The sequence below is a fragment of the Methylocystis sp. H62 genome, from assembly GCF_015709515.1.
In the GTDB taxonomy this organism is placed as follows: Bacteria; Pseudomonadota; Alphaproteobacteria; order Rhizobiales; family Beijerinckiaceae; genus Methylocystis.
Window position 1 is genome coordinate 41906 of the sequence record NZ_JADNQZ010000057.1, and the last position, 17667, is coordinate 59572.

22 protein-coding genes and 1 tRNA gene are annotated in these 17667 nt (G+C 62.7%); 12 read left to right on the forward strand and 11 right to left on the reverse strand.

Annotated elements, in window-relative coordinates; genetic code table 11:
* Position 1 precedes the first annotated feature (1 nt).
* From IYY11_RS15505 to IYY11_RS15515, 4 genes are all read left to right on the forward strand, one after another.
* Complete coding sequence (locus tag IYY11_RS15505; RefSeq protein ID WP_196404678.1) at positions 2-466, forward strand: NfeD family protein; 465 nt, start codon at positions 2-4, stop codon at positions 464-466.
* Positions 467-628: 162 nt separating this feature from the next.
* The gene (locus IYY11_RS22450) at positions 629-814 is read left to right on the forward strand and encodes a hypothetical protein (RefSeq protein ID WP_210331388.1); all 186 of its coding nucleotides are present in this window, start codon (positions 629-631) and stop codon (positions 812-814) included.
* Between the two features lie 184 nt (positions 815-998).
* Positions 999-1550 (forward strand): recombinase family protein, encoded by a 552-nt coding sequence (locus IYY11_RS15510; protein ID WP_196404679.1) that lies wholly within the window; start codon positions 999-1001, stop codon positions 1548-1550.
* Positions 1547-2068, forward strand: coding sequence for a hypothetical protein (locus tag IYY11_RS15515; protein ID WP_196404680.1), 522 nt, complete (start codon positions 1547-1549; stop codon positions 2066-2068). The genes IYY11_RS15510 and IYY11_RS15515 overlap by 4 nt, the downstream gene beginning before the upstream one ends.
* Before the next feature lie 38 nt (positions 2069-2106).
* On the opposite strand, the gene IYY11_RS15520 is transcribed toward IYY11_RS15515, so the two are convergent.
* Entirely contained in the window at positions 2107-2436 is a 330-nt protein-coding gene (locus IYY11_RS15520) for a DNA-binding transcriptional regulator (RefSeq protein WP_196404681.1), read from the reverse strand.
* Positions 2426-2800 (reverse strand): type II toxin-antitoxin system RelE/ParE family toxin, encoded by a 375-nt coding sequence (locus IYY11_RS15525; protein WP_196404682.1) that lies wholly within the window; start codon positions 2798-2800, stop codon positions 2426-2428. The genes IYY11_RS15520 and IYY11_RS15525 overlap by 11 nt, the downstream gene beginning before the upstream one ends.
* Positions 2801-3030: 230 nt before the next feature.
* Between IYY11_RS15525 and mutL the strand changes: the two genes are divergently transcribed.
* From mutL to msrA, 3 genes are read left to right on the forward strand one after another with little or no spacing between them, the layout of a single operon-like run.
* Entirely contained in the window at positions 3031-4809 is a 1779-nt protein-coding gene (gene mutL, locus IYY11_RS15530; RefSeq protein WP_196404683.1) for a DNA mismatch repair endonuclease MutL, read from the forward strand.
* Positions 4810-4856: 47 nt separating this feature from the next.
* Complete coding sequence (gene msrB / locus IYY11_RS15535) at positions 4857-5411, forward strand: peptide-methionine (R)-S-oxide reductase MsrB (RefSeq protein WP_312029744.1); 555 nt, start codon at positions 4857-4859, stop codon at positions 5409-5411.
* Between the two features lie 11 nt (positions 5412-5422).
* Positions 5423-6100: a peptide-methionine (S)-S-oxide reductase MsrA gene (msrA, locus tag IYY11_RS15540; protein ID WP_196404685.1), complete on the forward strand. Its 678-nt coding sequence runs from the start codon at positions 5423-5425 to the stop codon at positions 6098-6100.
* A 95-nt stretch (positions 6101-6195) separates the two neighbouring features.
* Here msrA and IYY11_RS15545 read toward each other — a convergent pair whose 3' ends face one another.
* From IYY11_RS15545 to IYY11_RS15555, 3 genes are read right to left on the reverse strand one after another with little or no spacing between them, the layout of a single operon-like run.
* The gene (locus IYY11_RS15545; protein WP_196404686.1) at positions 6196-7437 is read right to left on the reverse strand and encodes a GSCFA domain-containing protein; all 1242 of its coding nucleotides are present in this window, start codon (positions 7435-7437) and stop codon (positions 6196-6198) included.
* Complete coding sequence (locus tag IYY11_RS15550) at positions 7434-8204, reverse strand: hypothetical protein (protein ID WP_196404687.1); 771 nt, start codon at positions 8202-8204, stop codon at positions 7434-7436. The genes IYY11_RS15545 and IYY11_RS15550 overlap by 4 nt, the downstream gene beginning before the upstream one ends.
* Before the next feature lie 3 nt (positions 8205-8207).
* A complete protein-coding gene (locus tag IYY11_RS15555) occupies positions 8208-8489 on the reverse strand; it encodes a hypothetical protein (RefSeq protein WP_196404688.1) in 282 nt (93 codons plus the stop codon).
* Positions 8490-8638: 149 nt separating this feature from the next.
* Between IYY11_RS15555 and IYY11_RS15560 the strand changes: the two genes are divergently transcribed.
* Together IYY11_RS15560 and IYY11_RS15565 are read left to right on the forward strand one after the other, a co-directional pair.
* Complete coding sequence (locus IYY11_RS15560; protein ID WP_196404689.1) at positions 8639-9793, forward strand: class I SAM-dependent methyltransferase; 1155 nt, start codon at positions 8639-8641, stop codon at positions 9791-9793.
* Positions 9790-10776 (forward strand): alginate O-acetyltransferase AlgX-related protein, encoded by a 987-nt coding sequence (locus IYY11_RS15565; protein ID WP_196404690.1) that lies wholly within the window; start codon positions 9790-9792, stop codon positions 10774-10776. Before IYY11_RS15560 ends, IYY11_RS15565 begins: the two co-directional genes overlap by 4 nt.
* On the opposite strand, the gene IYY11_RS15570 is transcribed toward IYY11_RS15565, so the two are convergent.
* A complete protein-coding gene (locus tag IYY11_RS15570; protein WP_196404691.1) occupies positions 10752-11078 on the reverse strand; it encodes a hypothetical protein in 327 nt (108 codons plus the stop codon). The genes IYY11_RS15565 and IYY11_RS15570 overlap by 25 nt on opposite strands.
* A gap of 557 nt (positions 11079-11635) precedes the next feature.
* On the opposite strand from IYY11_RS15570, the gene IYY11_RS15575 reads away from it, so the two are divergent.
* The gene (locus tag IYY11_RS15575) at positions 11636-11920 is read left to right on the forward strand and encodes a hypothetical protein (RefSeq protein WP_196404692.1); all 285 of its coding nucleotides are present in this window, start codon (positions 11636-11638) and stop codon (positions 11918-11920) included.
* 106 nt (positions 11921-12026) lie between these two features.
* On the opposite strand, the gene IYY11_RS15580 is transcribed toward IYY11_RS15575, so the two are convergent.
* Positions 12027-12116, reverse strand: a tRNA-Ser gene (locus IYY11_RS15580).
* A 175-nt stretch (positions 12117-12291) separates the two neighbouring features.
* Here IYY11_RS15580 and IYY11_RS15585 point away from each other — a divergent pair.
* Both IYY11_RS15585 and IYY11_RS15590 read left to right on the forward strand, forming a co-directional pair.
* Complete coding sequence (locus IYY11_RS15585) at positions 12292-12525, forward strand: antitoxin (protein ID WP_196404693.1); 234 nt, start codon at positions 12292-12294, stop codon at positions 12523-12525.
* A gap of 4 nt (positions 12526-12529) precedes the next feature.
* Positions 12530-12919 (forward strand): PIN domain-containing protein, encoded by a 390-nt coding sequence (locus tag IYY11_RS15590; RefSeq protein ID WP_196404694.1) that lies wholly within the window; start codon positions 12530-12532, stop codon positions 12917-12919.
* 13 nt (positions 12920-12932) lie between these two features.
* Here the strand turns inward: IYY11_RS15590 and prfB are convergent.
* The 4 genes from prfB to IYY11_RS15610 all read right to left on the reverse strand — a co-directional run bounded on the left by prfB (position 12933) and on the right by IYY11_RS15610 (position 17640).
* A protein-coding gene (prfB, locus tag IYY11_RS15595) for a peptide chain release factor 2 (RefSeq protein ID WP_196404695.1) occupies positions 12933-14061 on the reverse strand; the annotation gives its coding sequence in 2 pieces (ribosomal slippage) (positions 12933-13991 and positions 13993-14061; 1128 coding nt in all).
* Between the two features lie 96 nt (positions 14062-14157).
* The gene (locus IYY11_RS15600) at positions 14158-15249 is read right to left on the reverse strand and encodes a CorA family divalent cation transporter (RefSeq protein WP_196404696.1); all 1092 of its coding nucleotides are present in this window, start codon (positions 15247-15249) and stop codon (positions 14158-14160) included.
* Positions 15250-15317: 68 nt separating this feature from the next.
* Positions 15318-16814 (reverse strand): pyridoxal phosphate-dependent decarboxylase family protein, encoded by a 1497-nt coding sequence (locus IYY11_RS15605; protein ID WP_196404697.1) that lies wholly within the window; start codon positions 16812-16814, stop codon positions 15318-15320.
* Positions 16815-16932: 118 nt separating this feature from the next.
* Complete coding sequence (locus tag IYY11_RS15610; RefSeq protein ID WP_196404698.1) at positions 16933-17640, reverse strand: fumarylacetoacetate hydrolase family protein; 708 nt, start codon at positions 17638-17640, stop codon at positions 16933-16935.
* Positions 17641-17667: the final 27 nt, after the last annotated feature.

Genomic DNA, 17667 nt, shown 5'->3' on the forward strand with positions numbered 1-17667 from the left:
GATGGAGACCGCCTTTCTCTACGATCCCGCCAATGCGAGCCTGATCGCCGGCCTGATCCTGCTCGGCCTCGACATCGTCGTGATCGGCCTGTCGCCGGTGATGTTCGTCGCGGTGGGCGCGCTGCTGACCAGCGCGGTTCTCTATGCGACGGGCTGGCGACCATCGCTCGTCGAAACCGCGGCGATCGTCGCCGGCGCCGGCCTGCTGATCGCCATCGTCGGCAGAAAGCCGCTGCAGCGGTTTCAAAACGCCGACATCGAAGAAGATAAGAGCAGCGATCTGATCGGGCGCGAAGTGACGACGACGCATGAGGTGACGAAGAGGCATGGCGTCGTGTTCTGGTCCGGCGTCGAATGGCAGGCGCGGCTTGCGCAAGACTCGCTTGTCGAAAGCCTTGCGCCCGGCGCCAGGGCGCGGGTGGTGGCTGTCGAGAATTTGGCGCTGGTGCTCGCGCCGCTCTTTTGAAGTTGCTGGTGGAACAGTAGTCGCCATTTTTTGCGAAATGGCTTGGCACACGGGACGCGGCTTTATGCTATATTTTTGGTAGAGGTGCGATTCGCGCCTCTGACCCAAACCCGCCGACAGGTGGGTTTTTATTGGCCCCATACACGAGACCACCAACCCGCAATGTCGCACGACATGCGGGACTGGCTTGGCTTCGCGTTCACGACGGCCTCCTTTTTCATCGCTCTCTATCAGCTCTGGAACAGTAAGAGCCGTCGCCGGCAATGCCGGCGCGTTCGCTTTCGCTCGTTCGAAGGCTGGGGGATGAAGTGGAGTTCCTACGATGAACGCGACGACCGCCAGTCCTGAGCCTCGCCCCTCGCCCTGACGCGGTGAGACCCTGAGATTTTGGGCACGAGCGAGGATGATTTTGCACGTCTCCATGCGTGCACAAGTCCATACTTTTGCAACCACCGTCGCGCCTTTGAAGATCAGGCCTTTGCGAGGTGCAAAAGTTTGTTGCAAAAGTTGAGGGCTTCCCTACCATTCCGGCATGCCCATTTTCGCCTATGCTCGCGTCTCAATTGACGGCCAGAGCGTTGACGCTCAGGTGAAGGCGTTACGCGCTGCCGGAGCCGAGAGGGTTTTCAAGGAGACCAGCAGCGGCGCATCGAGCGACCGCGCCCAGCTACGCCGAGCGCTCGGCGCCTTGAGCAAGGGCGACGTGTTGCTTGTGACGCGCCTCGATAGGCTCGCCAGATCGACGCGCGACCTACTCAACATACTTGACACTATCGGGAAGGCGGGAGCCGGATTCCGCTCGCTCGCCGACGTATGGGCGGACACGACAACCCCACACGGGCGACTTATGCTCACCGTATTGACCGGCCTTGCCGAGTTCGAGCGCGAGTTAATCCGCGCCCGCACCAGCGAAGGCCGCAGCCGCGCCAAGGCCCGAGGCGTTCACATGGGGCGACCTCCCAAGCTGACCCGCCATCAGCGCGAGGAGGCTTTGTGCGAGCTTGCCAAAGGCGAGGTGACGCAAGCCGAACTCGCGCAGCGGTTCAATGTTTCGCGAAGCACGATTTCAAGGCTGGGGATATGACTGTTACAAAGAAAAAGGCAGAGCAGCATAAAGACACGTATGCGATAGTCGGCGAATTAGTGATGACTGCCACGGGTATCGACTGGCAGTTAAATCGAGTGCTTATTGAGGTTTTGGATATAGGAGGAGCTTTAATGGTGGAGCCAGTCGTCGCCACCATAGACACACGTCTAAAAATTGAGATTATAAAAGAAAGAGCAAAGCATATTTCAGCAACAGATTGGAAAAGCAATGTTGGCAATTACTGTAACAAAGTTGAAAATGTATTCAAGTATAGAAACATAGTCTGTCATACCCCTGCGGTTCTTAAGAATGATTCGTGGACGTTTAAGCCAGTAGCGGCGGCAAAGCTCCTCAAGAAAATCGACATTGCCAAAAAGGACGTTGGTCATGTTTCGGTCGGTGAACTTGTTTCGGCAATAACTGCCGGTCGCGAGGCCTTAGGAGCAGGCGAAATTTTGCTTGAGAATTTCAGGCGATTAAACGCAGAGAAGCAGCGACGAACGGCGCCGAGGTGATTAAGATATTGCCCTGCAAAAGGTAAAACCTTTCGCAATCAAATTATCGCCTCAAGACCCCGCGCCTTCACGAGCGAAAGCAGCTTGAGCGAGGGGCCGCTTGGCTTCTTTTCGCCACGCTCCCATTCGCTCACCAGTTTCGGCTTTACGTTCAACACGCGGGCGAACACGCCTTGGCTCACGCCTTCGCGCTCGCGCAGCGCCAGGATCTGCTTGCCCGTCAGCGGCTCAATCGTGGTGAGACACGCCGCATCAAATTCGCGCATCGTCTTGGCGTCGATGAGGCCAATGCGATGCAGGCCGCTTGCGGTTTCGTGCGCCGCTTCCGCGATCGTGCTGCGAAATTTCTTCTTCGCCTTAGTCGTCATGTTCCACCTCGATGAGTTCGCCTTCTTCGATCGCCCTTTCAATCTCCACTGCGCGCATTGGCAGGAATTGCCGCGCCAGCTTTTTCAATATCTCCAAATCATCCGCGTCGATATTGTCCCGCTCGTTCTTGGCGAAGCCGTAGAGAAAAATGCTTCGCTCCTTCACGCGGTAGGCGATGATGGTGCGGAATCCGCCGGACCTGCCCCCGCCATCCCGCGCAACCCGTTGCTTGATAAGGTTGCCGCCAAGCGTGGCGTCAATGCCGCCCTTCTCCGCGCGGCTGATCGCTTCGCGCAGCCGCGCATCCCCAACCTTTTCCTTTCGTGCAAACCGTGCAAACCACTTGGTTTTGAAAATCTGCAAATCCGCTCCTAGCAATGGCGTTAACATATACCCCTAAGGGGTATAGTTTCAAGAGGCATGTTTTGGGCATCCCCGCGCCAAAAGCGCGGGCGGGCTGTGGTGAACCGGATCCGCCGCCCTTGCGGCGGCTTCGATCCCCGACGCGCTCACCGCGCCTGAGCCGTTCATGGCGATTGTTCCGCCAAAGCCGCTATAATCCACAAAGCCCTAGCCTCTGAGCTGATTCACCCATGCCTGTTCGCCGTCTCGATCCCCTTCTCGTCGATCGCATCGCCGCCGGCGAAGTGGTCGAGCGTCCGGCGTCCGCCGTCAAGGAGCTGGTTGAGAACGCGCTCGACGCCGGCGCGACGCGCATCGACGTCGCGATCGCGCAAGGCGGCAAAAGCCTCATCCGCGTCATCGACGACGGCAGCGGGATGGACGCGCGCGACCTGGCGCTCGCCATCGAGCGCCATGCGACGTCCAAAATTCCCGACGGCGATCTGACCAGCATCGCGACGCTCGGCTTTCGCGGCGAGGCGTTGCCGTCGATCGCGGCGGTGGCGGACCTGACGATCGAAACCCGGGCGATGGGCGCCCCGCACGGCTGTTCCATCCGGGTCGACGCGGGCGAGAAGCGCCCACTGTCCGCCTCGAACTGGCCGCACGGGACCAAGATCGAAGCGCGCGCACTGTTCGCTGCGACGCCGGCGCGGCTCAAGTTCCTCAAGACCGAGCGCACCGAAACCGCGGCGATCGTCGATGTCGTCAAGCGACTCGCCATGGCCCATCCGCAGGCGCGCTTCTCGCTGTCCACCGACAGCGGCGCGCTCTTCGATTATGCCGCCTGCGGCGACGATTCCGCGCGGCGCATCTTCCAGATCCTTGGCGAAGACTTCGCCGCCAACGCGTTTCGGCTTGAAGCGGAACGCGAAGGCGTGAACCTCTCGGGCCTTGCCGGCCTGCCGACCTACAGTCGCGGCAACGCCCAGATGCAATATGTCTATGTCAATGGACGGCCGGTGCGCGACAAGCTTTTCGCAGGGGCCATTCGCGCCGCCTATCTCGATTTTCTAAGCCACGACCGCCATCCCGTCGTCGCGCTGTTCATCGATTGCGATCCGCGCAGCGTCGACGTCAATGTGCATCCGGCAAAGGCGGAGGTGCGCTTCGCCGATCCAGGGCTGGTGCGCGGCCTCGTCGTCGGCGCGTTGAAGCAGGCGCTGGCCGAGAAGAGCCATCGCAGCGCCGATACAAACACGCGCGCGGCGATCGACGTTCTGGCGCGCGGCAATGGCGCGCCATATCGCGCGCCGCCGCCGGCGAACTGGAGCCTACCGCGCTCGCCTTACGCGCCCGCCGGCTTCGAAGAGCAGCCGCAAGCCGCTTTCGACGCCGGCGCGCCGATGGCCGATTCGCGCGCGCATGAGACGCCTGCGCAGGAGCCGCAGTCGCCGCTCGGCGCGGCGCGCGCGCAGCTGCACGAAACCTACATCATCGCGCAGACGCAGGACGGTCTCGTCATCGTCGACCAGCACGCCGCGCATGAGCGCATCGTCTATGAGAAGCTCAAACGCCAGCGCGAGGCGGCCGGCGTCGCGCGACAGATGCTGCTGATCCCCGCCGTCGTCGACCTCGACGAGGCGCGCATGAATGCGCTTGCGCCGGCGCTGGACGAACTCGCGGCGCTTGGCCTGGCGCTCGAACTCTTCGGCCCAGGCGCCGTGCTGGTGCGCGAGACCCCGGCGCTGCTCGGCGAGGTCGACTGCAAGCGGCTTGTCGAGGACATCGCCGACATCCTGGCGGAGGAAGGCGACGCGCGCGGGCTTTCGCGCCGGCTCGATCACGTGCTCGCCACCTGCGCCTGCCATCATTCGGTGCGGGCCGGCAGGCGGCTTTCGGCGCCCGAGATGAATGCGCTGCTGCGCGAGATGGAGACGACGCCGGGGGCAGGCCAATGCAATCACGGCCGGCCCACCTATATTGAGCTGAAGCTCGCGGACATCGAAAAGCTCTTCGGGCGCAGGTGACACGACAGTTTTTCGTGGCTCTGTAACTTTTCCCAGGGCGCGAACGAATACGCATGAGACCGCAGGAGCCGATCGTGAACCGTCGTAACCTTCTCTCAGGCGCTGTTTTTTTCGCCTTCGCGCCGAAGGCGCATGCCGACGCCGAAATCATCGAGATTGAAACCTTCGACTCGAACGGCAAGAGCCTTGGCGTTTCGCGCCTGGAAAAAATCCTCAAGACCGACGCCGAATGGCGCGCGCAACTGTCGCCGCTCGCCTTCGAGGTCACGCGCAAGGACGGCACGGAGCGCGCCTTCACCGGGCCCAACTGGGATAATCACGCCGACGGAATTTACCGATGCGTCTGTTGCGATACGGCGCTGTTCGACTCAAAGACGAAATATGACTCGGGCACGGGCTGGCCAAGCTTCTTTGCGCCGATTTCCAAGGCCAATGTTGTGGAAAGCGCCGACACGGCGTTCGGCATGAGACGCGTCGCTAACTCCTGCAAGCGCTGCGACGCGCATCTTGGCCACGTTTTCACCGACGGACCCAAGCCCACCGGGCTGCGCTACTGCATGAACGGCGTCGCGCTGCGTTTCATCGGGCGCGGACAAGCGTAAGGGATATCCCCATGAGATTCACCGCCGCTGTTCTCGTCGCCGCGCTGATCATTTTCGCTCCCCTGCGCGGGGACGCCGCCGAACGCGCAGTCGTTCTGCCCGCGCCCGCTTACGATCCGCCGGCGACGAGCGTCGGCGAACAGAAGCTCGTCGTCGCTGGCGGCTGCTTCTGGGGCGTGCAGGGCGTGTTTCAGCGCGTCAAAGGCGTCTCGCGCGCCGTGTCCGGCTATGCCGGCGGCGCCAAGGACATGGCGCGTTACGAAGCCGTCTCGCGCGGCGACACCGGTCACGCTGAATCGGTCGAAATCGCTTATGATCCGAAGACCGTCAGTCTTGGAGAACTGCTGCGCGTCTACTTCTCCGTCGCGCATGATCCGACGCAGCTTAATCGCCAGGGGCCTGATGCAGGCGCGCAATATCGTTCGGCGATTTTTGTGGCGAACGCCGATCAGGAAAAGGCTGCGCGCAATTATATTGCGCAGCTTTCGAAGGCAAAGGCGCTTTCAGCGCCCATCGTCACGACGCTCGAACCGCTGAAGGCCTTCTATCCGGCGGAGCCCTATCATCAGGATTATCTCGTACGCCATCCTGCGCAGCCTTACATCGTCTATAACGACTTGCCGAAAATCGACGATCTCAAGCGCCTTTTTCCGACGCTCTATCGCGAAAGTCCGGCGCTGACCAACTGATCCGCCAAAGACGCGAGCCCGAGTTGCGGCGGGCGCGCTCAGGCGGCCATGGGCTCGCGCTGCGCTCCGCTTACTCTACGAGCTATGATGCCGAGCTAATCAACACGTCCCTGATTCTGTAGGTCGGCGGCATCAGCCTCACGCTCGGTCTCATCGGCGAGCGGTTCCTGCGCGGCAAATTCTTTTGCTGACTGGTTCTGCGGCGCCGGCTCCACTTCAGCCTGCTCGGCGTCGCTCGACGATGCTTCGATTCGCTCCAGCGATAGAGCCTCCTCGTCGCACATGAGGCGCATCGCGGCGGCGATCGGATCTTCGGCTGTGGCCGCGCGCGCCGGGGCGAACGCGCGCAACGCCCCGCGCAAGGCTTCACCGGCGGCGTTGCGCTTGATGAAGTGCCGTTCAAACACGCGCATAACATGCGCCACGCCTTCCTGCGTGACGCTGCGCCTGTCTGGCGCGAAATAATCGGTCGGCGCATAGCCGCCGGCGACGATCTCATAAGAAGGAAAATAGGCGACCTGACCGAGCGTGCGCGAAAGCATATCGCACGCGACGCGTAGCGCCGATTTCGAATACATCGTGGAGATCAGCACATGACGCGGCTCGGCGGTGGCGACAAGCGGCACGGGAGAGACGGTCAAAATGACTCGCGCGCCAGGATTGACGGCGCGCAGACGCGCGATGAAGGCGGTCATGTCGGCGACGACGTCATCGACGCCAAGGTTGACGAATTCGTGTCGCGCGGGAGAGTAATCGCCGCCCGTGACGCCCGGGCAGAGCGGAAAAGCCGCGCCATCCTCGCGCGAACGCCAGAACTCTGTCAGTCCTAGCGTGAACACGAAGACGTCGAGCGTCTCGAACGCTCGGCGCACGGCTTCGAAATGACGCTCGCGATCATAGTCGAGTTCACGGATCGAGTTGAAGCCGCCGGGCTGAATTTGCGGCCGAAACGGGTCGACCACATGCGCGGCGCCTTCTGGCCAGTAGTTCTCCTTCGGTGTGAACCGCCCATAGGCGCGCTCGAAAAGCTGCAGCAGCTGGCGGCTCGTGTAGATATTGCCGTAGCGCGCCGTGTAGAGGCCGTAATTGAGGGCGTCGGCAGCCTGCTGACCGATGAAGCGATGCGGCGGCTCGGTGATGAGATAATTGCAGCCGCTCGACTTCAAGTAACGGCCGATATGTTGAGCGAAACAGCTCCCAGCGGTCGCGGTCTTTTCACGAAGGCCGAGCCGGAAAGGCGCCTCCACGACGGGATCGAGTTCGCCGGGCGCGACATCCGCGACCGCGCGGCGCCACAGGGCGTAGTCGGGGCGTTTCGAATAGGGATGCGTCTTCATTGCCGTCCATCACTCAGCCGCGGCTCGATCAGCTCTGCGGCGCTTTGGATCATGCGTCGGCCAAAGAGCGCGTTTGCGTGGGAGGCGTCGGCGCCCCAAACAACCTCCGCCAACACGCCCGATGGCGCGATGAACTCGGTCGGAACGGCCGCAAAAAGAATACCTGCGCGCGCGCAAACTTCACGATAAAGCGCAGTCTGCGTACGCCACATTTTATAGCGGAACGTCTCGCCCGACATTTTTTTTGGATCGAATGATTTACGAAAAAACTCTTGCGGACATTCCAAAATGCGTGAATTTGGAAAGGGAGGCGGGGGCTCAAGGCAAACGATCGGCGCGGCCGTTTCGTTTCGTATCGCTTCGATGGTTGAAAGCGTTGGCGCCATTTTTTCCCGCAAAGTCTCGCGAATGGCGACTTCTGGCAGCACCTCGGCCCCCTGCTCGAGATCGAGCTCCGGCTCCGCGCCGAGAATAAAATCGAAGCGCTCTTTAGGCTGCGTCACCGAAAGAGCGATATGCTCATTGCCGCCGACCGACAATACGACGCCATCCGGCCGCTCCTCGTCGATGATTTGGCGAAGGCGGGCATTGAGGCGCGAAGCTGAGCCCTCCTCCGCTAAGGTCGGCGTTATCTCGGGATCATAGAGATAGAGGAATCGCGAAAGGAGCGGCGCGCCGCCAAGGCGAAAGCCCTCGTGCTGCAGCTCGTAACATCCTTTGGCGATCGCCACGATATGACTGTGCCCAAGCCCCAAAATCTTGGTCATTCTTTAGCCCGATGACTCTTCACATGCGTCGCTGGCGCGCAGCTCGACGCCGAGCGGTTCGCCTGAATGAATCGGTCCGGAGATCTGGCGCGCGATTGAGACCACGACATAATGGCGCGCGCCCGTTTCGATGGCGCGCCCAATGATGTCGGCGCCGTCCGCGCCCATCGCAAAAGGGGCGCGAATGGCGAGCATTGAGCGACCCCTGTAGCCGTAGCGATAGAACGCCTCGACCACGATTGGCGCCTCGCCCGCGTGAGCGATCTCACCCTGACCAGATTGCATGGCGGTTTTCGAAACTCTCTTGATCACATCATCGCCCCTTCCTCGCCACGGAGCGCACCGATTGAAAAGCAGATCCCGTGTTTTCCTATACTGCCGCTTGTGCTAACAATCCGGCGGAGGTGGCTATTGAGTATCATTTCGCCGTCTGCATGAATAATCCCTTTAAGTCGACGGCGCTGCAAGAGACGCCGACGCCGCAAACCTTCGACGAAAAGGCCTATCTCGCCGTCAACCCCGACGTCGCCGAGGCCGTTCGCCTCGGCAAAATCGGCTCGGGCTGGCGGCATTTCAAAAAATTCGGCCATATTGAGGGCCGCCGGCAGAAGGTCGCCGATGACGAGCCCGCGACGCCGGAGAATTTCGACGAGGCGCGCTATCTGGCCGCGAACCCGGACGTGCGACAGGCGATCGAACTCGGTCAGCTCGCCTCGGGCCGCGCGCATTTCGATCAGCTTGGTCGCGCCCAGGGACGGCGTCAGCTGCGTATGAGCGACATCCCTGCAATTCGCGCACGAAAGCTCAGCGCGGTGCGACCGCTGCTGCTCGACCCGGAAACGCCGTTGTCGGGTTCGGGCAAATTCGTGTTTTCGGATGAACCCTCGCTTCAGGCGCAAGACGCCGCCGAGGATATGCCGATCAGCGAGAACGGCTATGACGATGAAACAGTCGAACTGATCGAGCGCCACGCCGATGGCTTGATCCTTGACGTCGGCGCGGGCTACCGTCCGGTCTATTATAGCAATGTCGTCAACTTCGAAATGATGGATTATGCAACGACAGATGTGGTCGGCCTGGCGCATCGGCTGCCCTTCAAGAATGACGCCTTCGACGGCGTCATCTCGATCGCGGTTTTGGAGCATGTGAAGGATCCGTTTCGCTGCGCCGCCGAAATCGCGCGCGTGCTCAAGCCGGGCGGATGGCTCAAATGCTGCGTGCCGTTTCTGCAGCCGCTGCACGGCTATCCGCATCACTATTTCAATATGACGCATGAGGGACTGCGCACGCTTTTCGAGGGGCATTTGACCATCGAACGGCAGGAGGTCACCAATCCGACGCACCCGATCTGGGCGATCGCCTGGCAGCTGCGCTCCTGGTCGCAAGGTCTTTCGCCGCGCGCGCGCAAAGAATTCTTGCGCACGCGCGTCGAAGATCTGATCGCCTATCCCGGCCCGCTGCTCGAAAAGCCATGGGCGCGGGAATTGCCTCGCGAAAAACTTTTCGAACTCGCCGCCGCGACGATCCTTTACGCGCGCAAGCCCGAGCCGGACTCCACGGCGAACTCCATCACGACGTCAGCGCCGTGACCGAACTCATCGTTCACGAAGGTCACGACGGATGGCTGTTCCTCACGGGCGGAACCAATTTCGTCACCACGCTCTATGAGCGCAACGGCGGCCATCTGCCGGACGTCAACCTGCGCCGATGGCGGGACGCCATCATTGAACGAAAGCATCGTTGCGAAGGGCTCGGCGTCGCCTACGCCCATCTCGTCGCGCCGGAAAAGCTGACGATCTACGGGCATAAACAAGCGACGCCGCTCGTCAATGTCGACCTCGCGCCAGCGATCCGCCTGCAACAGCTCTTTGGCGGCGCTGCACGCGCGGCCGGATGGGTCGATCTCGTTTGGCCGATGCGCGAGCGGCGCGACGAGGTCGAACTCTACTGGCGCAGCGACACGCATTGGACGCCGGACGGTAGTCTGCTCGCCTATCGCCTCTTGTGCGAGGCGCTGCAGCTGACGCCGAATGCGGACCTCGCGAACCGGCCCTGCAACACGATTCATAAAATCATGGATCTCGGCGGCAAATTCGATCCGCCGCGCTGGGAGCAGATTCGCGAAATCGATTGGATCGCGGACGCGCAACGCGTTTACGCCAATGCGGTCGTGCGCATCCTCGAAGATCCCATTCACGGCGGCGACATCCATGTCGGCGCGCATGCGATCTACAGGAACGACGCGGCGCCCAATAACGTGCGGATTTTGCTTTTTGGCGATTCCTTCTCCGGCGTCGGACCCGACCGTCTGACGGCGCAGCTCGCCGAAACGGCGCGCGAACTCGTCTTTGTCTGGTCAGCCAATGTCGATTGGGGGCTCGTCAAGCGCCTGAAGCCCGATATCGTCATCACCGAAATCGCCGAGCGTTACATGGCGCTCGCGCCGAACGACCGCTTCAATCTGCGGCGCACAGAGCTTGCGCAACTGATCAAGGCGCGACGCCGGGAGGCCGCAGCCCGGTGGCGGCGCGTGCGGGCCAAATGGAGTCAACGGGCAAAGAATGGCGCATAGGCGTCGAGCGCTCGTTTCCAATCGACGGGGTCGCGGATCAGATCGGCCAGCGCCGCGCCGCGGCGCGTCAGGCGGCGAAACAGCCAGTCGCACTCGCGATAGACGCCGGGACCTTCGATGAAATTCAGGCCGGCGAGCGTATCGAGCCCGGCGATGATCTCTGGCCGCGACCTGTGCAGGATCTGCGCGAGTTCGCCGACGGCGACGAAGATCGGCTCTGGCGGCGAGCGCTGGACATCCTCCAGCGCCAGCAGCAGCGCCCTTAGAGCTTCAAACTCGCCGCCGCTGAATTTTCGAGTCATTCGTAAGGCCTGGCGTCAGCAAAGCGGTAACGATCCCCGCGCGTCATGACCTAGCGTTCCTCCACGCTCGACGATGGAAAAAACCGCATCGACCACTTCCCCTGTGACGAAGCGGACTGGCGAGCTTGGGGCGTTTCGCCATCACGGCGCCCGGCAGCGTCTGGCCTATAAAATACGAAGGCGCGCCGCGCGCGGCAAGAACATCTGCAACGGGTGCGGACGTCTCGCCGCCCAGACGAAAATCAAAACAGCGGTATAAAGCGCTTCATCGTCTGCAATGACTGCCGTCGTCGAGAAGATCTAAGCGGTGGCCCGACGTTTTGCAGTAGCTCTGATTTACAGAGCCGCTGCTTTTTGCAACCTCCGCTGTAAAGCACGTTTTAAGTTCTACGCTCATCTTCTGCGACGCTTGTTAATTCAAAGCGAAGACCCAATCTCTCGGCTTCCCCCAGAACGAACAGATCAACGACGTGTCTGCCCGTCGGGCAGTGAATCTTGATCATGGACGTTTAGCTCCGGGCGATTGGGCGAAAAAGCGCCCGTAACGAGGAAATCGAATGCGAAAGATCGTCATCTTCACATGCTGCGCGTTCACCGCGATGTCGACGCTCGCGATCGCAAAGCCGCCGAGTGTCTCCGCCGTAAACGCGGTTCTTGCGCAGCGGACCGCCGCTGCGCGTAAAGCAGAAATCAATCGTCAGATCTCCAAGGCATGCAATATCTCACTCTCGGAGTCCGATCTCAGCCGCGCGTCCGCCTTGGTTGAAACGCATCGAAAAAAAGGCGCCGCATGGATCGCCGCTCAAATCAACAATAGCGAACTGAGCTTCGTCTGCGGCTGAGACAGCGGTAGGCGCACAAGACACGAGCGCGCGGCAGTTCTCGCGATTCTTTCGGAGCGGCCCGCGGATCGCTCGACCCTTCGGCCGCGGTCTCCCGATGGATGTCTGGCGGAGAGGGAGGGATTTGAACCCCCGATACGGTTGCCCGTATGCCGCATTTCGAGTGCGGTGCTTTCAACCACTCAGCCACCTCTCCGCGGCGCATACGTGGCGTGTCGCAGATAGCACGCGCTCGCCCGAGGGATCAAGCGAGCCGTTGACTGAAACGCATTTGCGCTTCCTTCGATGCCGGTCGTCGACCCGGTCCCGTTTTAATGCACGCCGTATATACTAATATTGACATAATTTCGCGTCACTGACACTGTGTGAACATGAGCTCCACGCGTATTTTCAAATCTGGCAATAGCCTGGCGGTTCGGCTGCCGCGCGGGATTGCGTTCGACGAGGGCGCTGAAGTTGTCGTGCGGCGCCAAGGCGGAAGTCTCGTGGTGACGCCGGCGCGGCTCGATATGGCCGAACTCGTCGCGCGGCTCAAAGCCGCCCCGTCACCTTCGATCGCGCGCCCCGAATTCAAGCCGCCCAAGCGGCTGTTCGACGCTCGCTAGCGCAATGGCGCGCTACCTCCTCGACACCAATATCGTCATCGCCGCGGCGCTTGGCCTTCCCGGCGTGCTCGATCGGCTCGCAGCGCTCGAGATCGGCGACGTGGCGCTCTCGTCGATCAGTCTCGCCGAGACGCTTGGTGCAGCCGCAGCCGAAAATAACGGACGGCTCGCGGAGAACATCGCGCTGCTCGCCGAAAATCTGGACGTGCTGCCCTTCGACCGCGGCGCCGCCGACGCTTACGGCGCGCTGCTGCGCAAACTGGACCCGAAACGCCGCCGCACGCTGGATCGCATGATCGCCGCGCAGGCGCTCGATCTCAGCCTCACGCTGATCGCGGCGAACACTGAGGATTTCGATGATATCCCAGGCCTAAGGATCGAGAAATGGGCGTGAGCGCAGCTATCCGCTACTCGACGTCCTCGATGCTCTCTGGCCCCCCGTATATGCGCTGGGCGAGAGAGGCCTGCATGAAGTCGTCGAGTTCGCCGTCGAGAACGTCGGAGGGCGTCCCTGAGGTGAAGCCGGAGCGCAGATCCTTCACCAGCTGATAGGGCTGCAGCACATAGCTGCGGATCTGATGACCCCAGCCGATCTCGGTCCTTGAGGCCGCAGTCTTATTGGCCTCGGCTTCGCGCATTTCGAGTTCGCGTTCGTAGAGCCGCGCGCGCAGCATGTTCCAGGCGGTGGCGCGATTCTTGTGCTGCGAGCGTTCCGCCTGACAGGCGACGACGATGCCGGTGGGAATATGGGTGATGCGGATCGCCGAATCGGTCGTATTGACGTGCTGACCGCCCGCGCCTGAAGATCTATACGTGTCTATACGACAATCGGATTCATTGACGTTCACCTCGATCCGATCGTCGACCACCGGATAGACCCAGACCGAGGCGAAGCTGGTATGGCGGCGGGCGTTCGAGTCGAATGGCGAAATCCGCACCAGGCGATGCACGCCGGACTCGGTCTTCGCCCAGCCATGGGCGTTGTGTCCCTTGACGAGCAGCGTGCCGGACTTGATGCCGGCTTCTTCGCCCAGCGTCTCCTCGATCACCTCGACGTGGAATTTGTGGCGCTCGCCCCAGCGCGCATACATGCGAAACAGCATGCGCGCCCAATCCTGGCTTTCGGTGCCGCCGGCGCCGGAATGAACCTCGATATAGGTGTCATTGGCGTCGGCTTCGCCGGCGAACAGCGCCTCGGTCTGGCGGGCGCGCGCCTGCTTCAAGATGCTTTTGAGCGCGTCGACGCCCTCTTTTTCGGTCGCCGCGTCGCCCTCGGACTCGCCAAGCTCGACAAGCGTCAGCGCATCTTCGAGCTCGCGCTCGAGGCTCGAGAGCGCCCCCACCTGATCTTCGAGCTGGGTGCGCTCGCGCATCAGTTTTTGCGCGGCTTCGGGATCGTTCCAGAGCGCGGGGTCTTCCGCCCGGACGTTCAGTTCGGCGAGGCGCCGTTGCGAGGCGTCGACGTCAAAGATGCCTCCTCAGCAGTCCGATGGACTGCTCGATGTCGGCTTTCAGCGCAAGCGGTTCGGCGCGCATGGATTTCCCGGGTTCTAGCGGAGGGCTTCGCCCCATTCGGCGCGGAAACTAGGCGGCGCGCGCGCGCCTGTAAACCCGCAACTCACGACGCCAATATCAAAAACTCCGATCCGCCGGCCGGTCGTCGCGACGCTCCGGCGCGGCCGGCCTGTGGTCCTCGCTCTCCGGCGCGCCGGCGAGTCCCCAGCGACGCATCAGGAAAAGCGCCGTCGCCGAGGCCAGGACGCAGAGAATCGTCGCGTAAAGCGTGCCGTTGTCGTCCTCCGCGAACAGCAGATTCTTGGTGTTCATGCCGAAATAGCCGGTGACGAAGGTCGCCGGCAGCAGCAGCATCGTCGTCAAGGTCAACACGTAGAGCCGGTCATTGGTTTCCAAGCTCAGAAGCGCGTTGAGTTCGTCTTGCAGCAGACGGGCGCGCTCCTGAAGGCTCGTCACGTCCTGTGTCAGCGCGCCGGCGTGTTGAACGAGCCTTGCCGCGGCGTCGCGCAGATCATTGTCCCGTTGTTCGTCGGCCTCCTCCTCGATCGTTTCGAGGCGCGCCACCGTCGACGACAGGCCGCTGATCTGGCGCGCCAATCGCACCGCGTCGCGCCGCGCGGCGCTGAGCGCCGGCCGCGCCTGGCGGCCGCGCTGATCGATGATGCGATCCTCGACGCGATCGAACGCCGCGCCGAGTTCGGCGGCCTTTCGCGCCAGCCCGTCGATCAGCGCATCCGTCAGCAGTTCGAACAGGTGGATCGGCGAGGTCAGGCGGGCGCCGCGATTAATGGCGATGTGCGTCGCCTCGACGCTGTCCATCGGCAGCCGTCGCGCGCTGATGAAAAAGCTTGCGCCCGCTGCGAAGCGGACATAGTCGGTGCGCGAGGTCGGTCCACCGAGGTCGCGCTCGTAATCGAGCAAAGCTCCGCTGACGATTCCTTCCGAATATTCCAGATGCTGGTGGTCTATGGGATCGCAGAGCGAGTCGCGCGCGTCTTCGGAAAGCGCCGGGATTCGCGCCAGCAACGGGCGCGAGCGCACGTCGGCGAGATCCATGTGCAGCCACAAGAATCCCTCGCGCGGCGCCCCGAGGTTTGCGAAATCTTCGGCCGTTCCGGGCTCGGCCTCGCCCGCGTGGTTGAACCGCACGAACCAAAGACATCCCGGAATGTCGGCGCGCGGCGCTTGTGCGAGAAGGTCTATGCTCATGGCGGCGCTCATGGGAAGGCGCAAAGAAAGAACAGGTCGATTGATAACAGCCTCACGACGCTTGTGGGTCAATCCTCGGAAAGCCGGGTCTTGCCCGGTCCATGCGGTTCGATCAGCGCGCCGAAATCATGCGGCTCCTTGCGGGCGCGCCTAAGCGCCGCGTCGAGAAACTCGGCGAAGGCGTCGATGTCGCGCGCTTCGGTCCGGTGGTTGATGATCGCCGCGCGGATCGCCGGAACCCCATCGAGGATGGTCAGCGACGGCGCCGCCTCGCCGCGCTCATGCAACTCCATGACGATTTCGCGCGCCAGCGAACCGTCCTCATCGTCCTTGACGCCGAAGCAGACGATGTTGAGCGTCACCGGCGCACGCAGCGCGAAGGCGTCCGATTGCGCAATCCACGCCTCGAGCCGCTTCGCCATGCGGCAGGTCTGCTCGATACATTGGCCCAAACGCCTGGCGCCGAAGGTTTCGATGGTGAACCAGGTCTTGAGCGCGCGGAAGCTGCGCGACAGGTCGGGGCCGAGATCGCAAGGCCAGGTGTCGCCCGCCGCGAGGCCGCGCGGGGCGCGCGACAAATAGGCGGCGTTGGCCGCGAAGGCGCGCTTATGGGCCACCTTGTCGCGCACCAGGAAGAAGCCAGCGTCATAGGGGACGTGCAGCCATTTATGGAAGTCGAAGGCGACGCTGTCGGCGCGCTCCAGTCCCTTGACCAACGGCTTGAGCGCCGGCGAAAGCGCCGCCAGCGCGCCGAACGCCCCGTCGACATGGAACCACAAATCCTCGGTGTGCGCGACGTCGGCGAGCCGGTCGAGCGGATCGATCGCGCCGGTGTCGACCGTGCCCGCCGTGCCGACGATCAGAAACGGCCTGAAGCCCGCCGCGCGGTCGGCGGCGATGGCGCGGCGAAGATCGCGCACTTTCATTGCGCGCCGCTCGTCCGAAGGAATGAGCCGCAGATGCCGCGCGCCGAGACCCGCAAGCTCCATCGCCTGGCGCACGCAATTATGCGCTTCGCGCGACGCATAGGCGATGAGCTGGCCCGGAAGCGCGCAGAGCCCGTTCAGCCGAACGTCCTTGTCGCCATAGGCCTGGTCGCGCGCGACCAGCAGGCACAGGAAGTTGGCGATCGAGGTTCCGGTGACGAAAATGCCGCTCGCGTCCGGCGGAAAGCCGAAAGCCTGCGCCATCCAGGCGGCGATTTGGCGCTCGACATCGATGGCGATGTGATTGCGACCGCCGCAGTTCGAATTCATGCCGGCGGCGAGCATTTCGGCGATCATGCCGGCCGGCGTGCCCGCCCCCTGGGCCCAGCCCATGAACATCGGATGGGTGTTGCCGGTCGCGAACGGCATGATGTAGCGGTCGAAATCCTCGAGCACGGCGGAGAGGTCGCGGCCCTCTTGCGGAAGATCGCGTTTGAAGCGCGCCCGCGCCTCTTCGCTTGGCTCAGTCCAGACGGGGCGCTCGCGGAGATCGCGCAGATGGTCGAGCATCATGTCGAGCGCCCGATGGCTCTCGGCGCGAAATTCGTCCCAGTTTTCAGGGTCGAGATTAACCGGCATGTCTAGAGCCTCGCGCGCCGGCGGCTCGGTGGAGGCGCAACCACGGTTGCGAAAGATCGCGCGAAGGCGTTTCACCCTTCTGCAAATAGCCGGGTTTCACTGCCCGGCGCAACCTCGCTTATTTTCCGATGCTTACGGCCACAGAGCCGACATGTTCGACCTCGCCCTCGACGACGTCGCCGGGAAGGAGCGGTCCAACGCCCGAGGGCGTGCCGGTGAAGATGAGATCGCCGGGCGCAAGCGCGACATTTCGCGACAGCGCCGCGATGATTTCCGGGACGCTCCAGATCAGATCGCCGAGGTCGCCCGATTGTCGCAGCACGCCATTGACCAAGAGCGCGATGCGCCCCCGCGTCGGATGGCCGATGGCGGCGACGGGGCTGATCGCGCCGATCGGCGCGGAATGGTCGAAGCCTTTCGACATGTCCCACGGACGCCCGGCGCTCCGCGCCGCCGCTTGCAGGTCACGCCGGGTCAGATCGACGCCGGCGGCATAGCCAAAGATGCAGTCGAGCGCCCGCTCGGCGGGAATATCTGCCCCTCCCTTGCCGAGCGCCGCGACCAGCTCGATCTCGTGGTGAAGATCATGCGTCAGCGTCGGATAGGGAATCGTCGCGCCGCTCTCGACCACCGCGTCGGCGGGCTTGGAGAAGAACACCGGCGGCCCGCCGTCCCCGCCCTTGGCGGGGTCCTTCCCCATTTCACGGGCGTGCGCGGCATAGTTCAGCGCGATGCAGAAGATCCGCCGCACGGGAAATCGCCGCGCGTCTTGGGCGATGGCGACGCTTGGGCAGGGCGGCGGCGGGAAGATAAATTCAGCGGACATTCTATTGGCTTCGCGCTTGGCGGCGGA